General features: G+C 36.6%; 4 protein-coding genes. All 4 read right to left on the reverse strand.

Annotation, left to right across the window (positions count from 1 at the left end; translation table 11 throughout):
- Positions 1-735, reverse strand: a 735-nt coding sequence (locus Q0800_RS12090) for a c-type cytochrome domain-containing protein (protein ID WP_299130098.1), incomplete at its 3' end; no start/stop codon positions are given.
- 53 nt (positions 736-788) lie between these two features.
- Complete coding sequence (locus tag Q0800_RS12095) at positions 789-2,705, reverse strand: hypothetical protein (RefSeq protein ID WP_299130099.1); 1,917 nt, start codon at positions 2,703-2,705, stop codon at positions 789-791.
- Positions 2,706-2,842: 137 nt separating this feature from the next.
- Positions 2,843-4,849: a T9SS type A sorting domain-containing protein gene (locus Q0800_RS12100; protein ID WP_299130101.1), complete on the reverse strand. Its 2,007-nt coding sequence runs from the start codon at positions 4,847-4,849 to the stop codon at positions 2,843-2,845.
- A 148-nt stretch (positions 4,850-4,997) separates the two neighbouring features.
- On the reverse strand, positions 4,998-6,430 hold a 1,433-nt coding region (locus tag Q0800_RS12105), incomplete at its 5' end, for a glycosyl hydrolase (protein WP_299130102.1).

A 6,430-nucleotide genomic window follows, 5' to 3' on the forward strand; every position in this document is an offset into this window, starting at 1 on the left:
GTCCTTATGATTTGCTGGAAGCGAGATACGTTTGTATATTTCACTTTCTTCTGGTTTACCTGCAACGACAGCTAATCCTGTTTTTCCTCCTTTAAAAACACCACTTTTTGTTTCGAGAATGAGATCCCCTTTTTGTTTATTCTCACTGTGGCATTGGTAGCATCTATGTGCAAAAAGCCCTCTTACTTCTAGGTTTAGTTTATCTTTTTGTAATTCTGAAAGTGTATCTACCGACTTAAGTTCGGCCAGTAAAGCTCTGGATTCCTTACTTGTATAATTAGCTTTATTTCCAGGTAAAATTGAAGACAGGTAATCCTCTCCATGCGTTAAATTCGCCCCTAAATGTCCTGCAATAGTCAATAAAACTACTGTAATGAAAAATACAATACGATAGGCTTTTAAATTTACAGGTGATTTTTTTAAGCTTGATTTTAAAACTAAGGCTGTCATCAAAGCTAAAACTGCCGTGGCAATTCCTGTGTATTGATGATTATCTACTGAGTTGCCTGTATAGTCTTCTTGCGTTTTTAAGAACCATCCAAACAGTGCCGAGAGAACAGCAAAACCTGCACCAATATAAACCATAAAACTGATGCCATCTCTAAGCCCTTTTCGCTTTCCATTTAAGGTCAATAATTCTAAAATAAAACCTGTAAACAAAAGCCCAATAGGAAAATGCACCACTAAAGGATGTAAGCGTCCAAGAAATTGTAGTATCCAATTTGGGTTTTCCATAAGTCAAGTATAATTAACTCATGGTTATTTTGTATCCTGTACCTTACTGTATTTTAATTAACAGCTATTGAAATAAGTAATTCGTTGATATCTTTTTCAAAAAACACTTCAAAAGGAATGGCTTCAACACCAGGCACCATGTTAAAGGTTCTAGCGCCTTCAATGTCTTTTATTTTGATAGGTGAATTTGCTTTAATAGTGACTAAACCATCTGGTTTTTGAATGGTGATTTCTGTAGCGCTTACGTTAGTCACAACTTCATTATTTGGTGAAATTATAGGTAAAACAAATGCTGTTGGCTCAGTAATGTCTTGTTTTGTACTGACGCTTATTTCTGTTTTATCCGCAAAACACTTGTATGTAATATCAAAAGAAGCAGCAGTTTCTGTCACTTCTTCTCTTTCTACGTTTTTCAACTTTACATCAGCTAATAATTCAATCGTTCCGTTTTCATCTTTAGAGGCAACTGTTGCTGGCAAATCGTATAAGTTGGTGTACCAAACGTCATTTTTAAAAGTCTCAATACGAGGCGTTAAACATATATCTTTATTGGGTTGTGGTTGTTGATTATTCTTTTCTACCAATGCATATTCTGCCATACTTGCAGCACATAAAAGTCCTACTTTATTGTGATATAGAACACCTAAGGCTCCACCTGAAGCTTGGCGGAAATCCTCTTTGTAATGGTATTCTGCATCGTAAGCACTTACGGTTCCTCTCCAATCGCCTCTTGCAAATAGAAAAACATCTAAATCTTTAACATGTTTTACACCATCGGCTGTCATTCTTGGTAAACTTGTACTTGAATTAATTTCTGGTAAATGCTCCCAATGGTCTAACAATGCTGCTAAAGGTTTGGCATGTGTAAATGTGTGGTGCACACACGGTGGGATTCCAGCTTCAATAAATCCAGGACCTCCGTGAATTAATCCGTCCGCTGTACAGCGTTGTAATAATTCTGTATTTTTTACGGCTGCGGTTCCAAATGCAGGATTGATGTGTGCCATCATCCCAAAGGCTGGTTGACTGCCATCACAGGTTCTGCTTCCCCAATATGTCCATTTATACATTCTGTTGCCCCAACTATTATCCCAACCACCATCTGGCAACATAAACTCTAAATGGCTATTTAAAGATTTGGTTAGAATTTCGAGAAGCTCTTTGTCATTTTTTTTAAGCGCATACATGACCAAACTATTTAAAGTTTCTTCAACATTATACCCTAAATCAACACCGTGCAATCCTTTTTCACTCAACTTGCTAGAACTTTTTTTACACTCTCCAAATAACAACCCTTCATTTGGCGTAAAATAAGCTTTTACTTGTTGCGCCAGTGCTTTACTCTTTGCTTTAAAATCATCTCTTTTCACAACGTCTCCTACTAAATCCAAACCATAAACTGCTGTCCCTGGATAATTGATATTTGTAAAATCAATGGTGAATGTATCGTAGATATATTGTCCCGCTTTTTCTAAACGTTTTGTCCAAGCTGTTCGCGTGGCTTCATCTAAAACATGGCCATGATAATGCAATGCTTCTGCCAAAGCGATGGCTCCAAAAATGGTAATGCCTTTCCAAGATTTTGGATTTTTAATAACCGTCCAAGCGCCATTATCTTGCGACACATTATTTTCTGCCCAAAGCATAACTAACTTAGCCCCTTCAACGTATTTTTCATATCCCGTTTTATCGGCCATGTATAAAAACGGATAGACTGCATCCATACAACGTCCATGAATATGTGAACACGATGGACAGCCTAAAGCACCATGTTCATCTAAATTTGATGGATTATTGATTTGTACTTTCAACATACCATCACTCCAATCTTTTAAAAGGTTAGCTATAAGATTTTTAAATTCTAAAGAGTGTTGAGGATGTTCAGCACACGCAGTTAATAATCCAGACATGGGAAGTGATAAACCCACTCCTGCTAAAGTCGAAAGTTGTAAGAAATTACGTCTTTTCATTGAAATATATTATAAGGTGATATGGAAAAATAACATTACCATCTTAAACATCCATCCTGTTTTGTCCTGTTAAATGATAAACAAAAAAAGACTGTCTTAACAGACAGTCTTTTTCATCTTATTTTAAGATAATAATGTTAGTTTATAATCAGTTTAGTCTGAACGGTTTTATTATCAACCGTTGTAGCACTTACGATGTACAATCCAGACGTTAAATTTCTATTAGTACTAACTTCGATTTTTCCGTTAGTAGTTGATCCTTGATAAACTACCTTCCCCAACATATTGTAGATTTTAACCTCCGCATCTGTACTATTATTCAATGCAATCGTAAAATTAGTGCTTGCTGGATTAGGATATACTTTTATTGAAGATACAGCTAATTCATCATTTTCAATACTTAAAGTTTGACTAGTTGGTATGGCTTCCCATACGCTTCTAGTATCTGACTCAGGAACTGGAATGTGTGTTACAGTTCCATCCATTTCATGATACATAAATCTGCCGCTAGTACCAGATTCAAATCTATAGGTATCATCAACATCGTTATAATGTAAAGTCCACACTTTATCACCAGAACTTGTCGTTGTACCCGTACTTAAGACTACATAAGGGCCTCCTGGACCTCCAGAACCTGGTGCACGTAATATGCCATTAACTTCACTGTCTATATTAACCAATGCGCCTTGTTGCACAAATGTCCAATGTGTGTTTAACGGTTCACCAGAATCAGTCATCGTAACTGGCGTAGCTGACGCTCCTGCATCTGTTAAGAATTGACCTGTAGCTACATTTCTGAATCTAAAAACGTCATCACTAGGTGGTGGCCCACTAGTATCTGGTATTTCTTGTCTCTCATAAGTTGTATTGGCCCATCTCATTTGTGCTCTACCACCTCTTACACGATAAGCACCGTATCTAATGCCTGATTCTGTGCCTCTTTCTGGATCTGGGATATCCCAATTAAATGCGTCTCCTCCGATTACCGCGTCACAATAATGTATTTTTAAGGCTGGGTCACTAGGGTCTTCTCTAAAACCTATCTCTAGCTGAAAATCAATTTCTTCATTTTTATTGACTCGCTTCAGAAAAACAACTTCTCTACCGCTACTTCCTGATCCACCACGAACTAATATACGTTCGGCATAAATATCAAAAGCGATTTGCTTATCTGCATTGATACCTTCCCCATAAACAGGATGTGCTCTATATAAACAGATTGCAGGATCTGGAGGTCCACCACCACCAGTATGCTTTCCTTTGGCCTGAGCTAAGTAACTACCATCTTGGCCAAAAGAGCCGCCATCACCAACTTCAAGAATTCTTAGAGTTCCTGTGAACCTTGCATAACTTCCTACACCTGTTTCTTGAGATCTTGGTAAAGAACGCTCTATTCTAGGTTGTAAGGTGCCCGGAGCATCCCAATGGTTTGACCCATCGGTTATATTATAAACACCCCAAGTTTTTCCATATAAATCAACTTCTGAATAATCGGAATAGCAACTTCTATCGTCAGCAGTTCCTACGTTAACAGAGTTAGGTATATCTACATTTCTAGTATTATCGTTTTGGAATTCGCCTGAAGCCGGACAAGTAAGATCAGGGTTTGTATCCTCATCTGGAGCCGTTTCTACAGGAACTTCTACAAAAGGAATAAGTTCCCAATTACTTCTATCGTCCGTTTCCGGTACAACAACATGGGTAACCGTTCCATTAGCATCATGATACATAAATCTTCCACTATTGCCGGATTGAAATCTATAGGTATTATTCGTTGTGTTATGTTGTATCGTCCAAACTTTATCGGCATCAGCTGCTGGTGCAGATGTTGCTGTACTAACAACTACAAAAGGACCTCCTGGTCCACCAGCACCTGGTCCGCGTAATATTCCTAAAATTTCACTATCTATATTATAAAATGCACCACTTGCTACAAACGTAAAATGGGTGCTTTGATCTTCTTCGTCCAAATTTGTCATAGAAACTGCTGTAGCACTTACTCCTGCATCTGTTAAAAATTGCCCAGTCTCTACATTTCTTAATCTAAAAATATCATCAGAAGGTGGTGCGTCTTGCGCAGTTATGCTTAGTGAGCATAATGTAAAAACCAAAAATAATATGGCCTTAAACGTGATTTTTTTCATAGCTTTTTTAATTTTTCCTAATGGTATTAAATGTAGCTAAAAAAAGTATCCTGAACTATGCTGAATTGAAAGATAATTACTTTTTATTTTGTTAAAAGTCAATTTTTGAGGTTAATGAAATGTCTTAAAGTATAGAAAAAAGAGCCAATTAATTAAGTATTTTTATAACCACTGGCCCAATTAAACCTGAATCTTCAAGTTCCGTCTCATTTTTTCTAGGTGGATTAGTGGTCCAAGTTTTCTTTTTATCTTTTGGTCTTTGATTATCAAAAATAAGCTGATTTCGCCAGGTATTGGTCACTTTTATCTCTAATCGATTTTCACCATTGGTCACAAATTCGCTAATATCAAACGTAAAAGGTGGTGCCCATTTTACACCGACTTTCTTATCATTACACCAAAGCTCTGCAATATTTGAAACAGCTCCTAAGTCGATAATAGTTTGTTTACCTAAAGATTGTAAATTGAACGTTTTGGCATATGTCGTAGTTCCTGAATAGTGCTTAACAGCATCATTCTCTAATTTGGGAAGCGATTTCAATTCTGAAATTTGAATCGACTTCGGCGTATCCCAACCGTCATCAAAATTTAATTGCCAATTGGTTTTTAGGGATTGCTCATTTACTGCAATGGTTTTAGATGTTTTATTTCCATTTTGATAAAACGTATATACTCCTGCATTTGAAGCAATACAATTATCGTCTTTCCAAGTTATACTAGGAAAATCTTTTGTATCATGAAGGTTGTACCATCCTGTTTCCGCATTTAAAATAACCGCATTGTCATAAGTTACTTTTGAAGCATAAGGTAGTTTGTCACCTTTTGAAAATACCACAATTGTACTTCCACTTGGTGCAAAAGATAAGGTCACATTTGTTCTATCATCTGATGTACTCCAAACTTTTGCTTCTTGTTGTTCTCCATTAAAAGCATTCCATAATTGTGGATACATATCTTTAATTCTGAAACTCAATGTGGCATCAACCGGTTTATCATGATTTGAAGCGACAAAATAAATATGTGCGTCGGTCGTTTCTCGGTGAATCCATTTTATATCTAAATCATCTGGAACAATAACATCTTGAGCAATACGTTCCGCTTCTAAAACAGCATCAAGTGATTTTCCCCAATATACTTTTCCTTTTCCTACTCGCTTTACACCTTCTTTTGTATTTCCCCATAACTCATCGGCTATTAAGGCTAATTCTTTTAAATCATTCTCATCATCCATTAAACTAGGTGAATCTAATGGCTTATCGCCAAGAATTACGGCTCCTCCCAGTACTAATTTTTTTAGTTTCTTTACCGTAGACAATAACATCTCTTTTGAATCTCTAAGCGTAATGATGCGATAATCTCCAGCATTCTCTACATGAATTTTACCATTTTCAACACTCAACTTATCGTGTAATATTTCAGCATTCAAATAATCAACACGATAACCTTTAGGAAATTCATCTAAGTCAAAAGGCGGACGCTCAAAATGGTCGCCATAATATCTCAATACGTCGGCAACATATTCACCTTGTTGCAAAACATAATGGTTTCGCGCTAAATAATCCGTCCAATCTTTCATATATG

Source organism: uncultured Winogradskyella sp. (assembly GCF_937958655.1).
Classification (GTDB): domain Bacteria; phylum Bacteroidota; class Bacteroidia; order Flavobacteriales; family Flavobacteriaceae; genus Winogradskyella.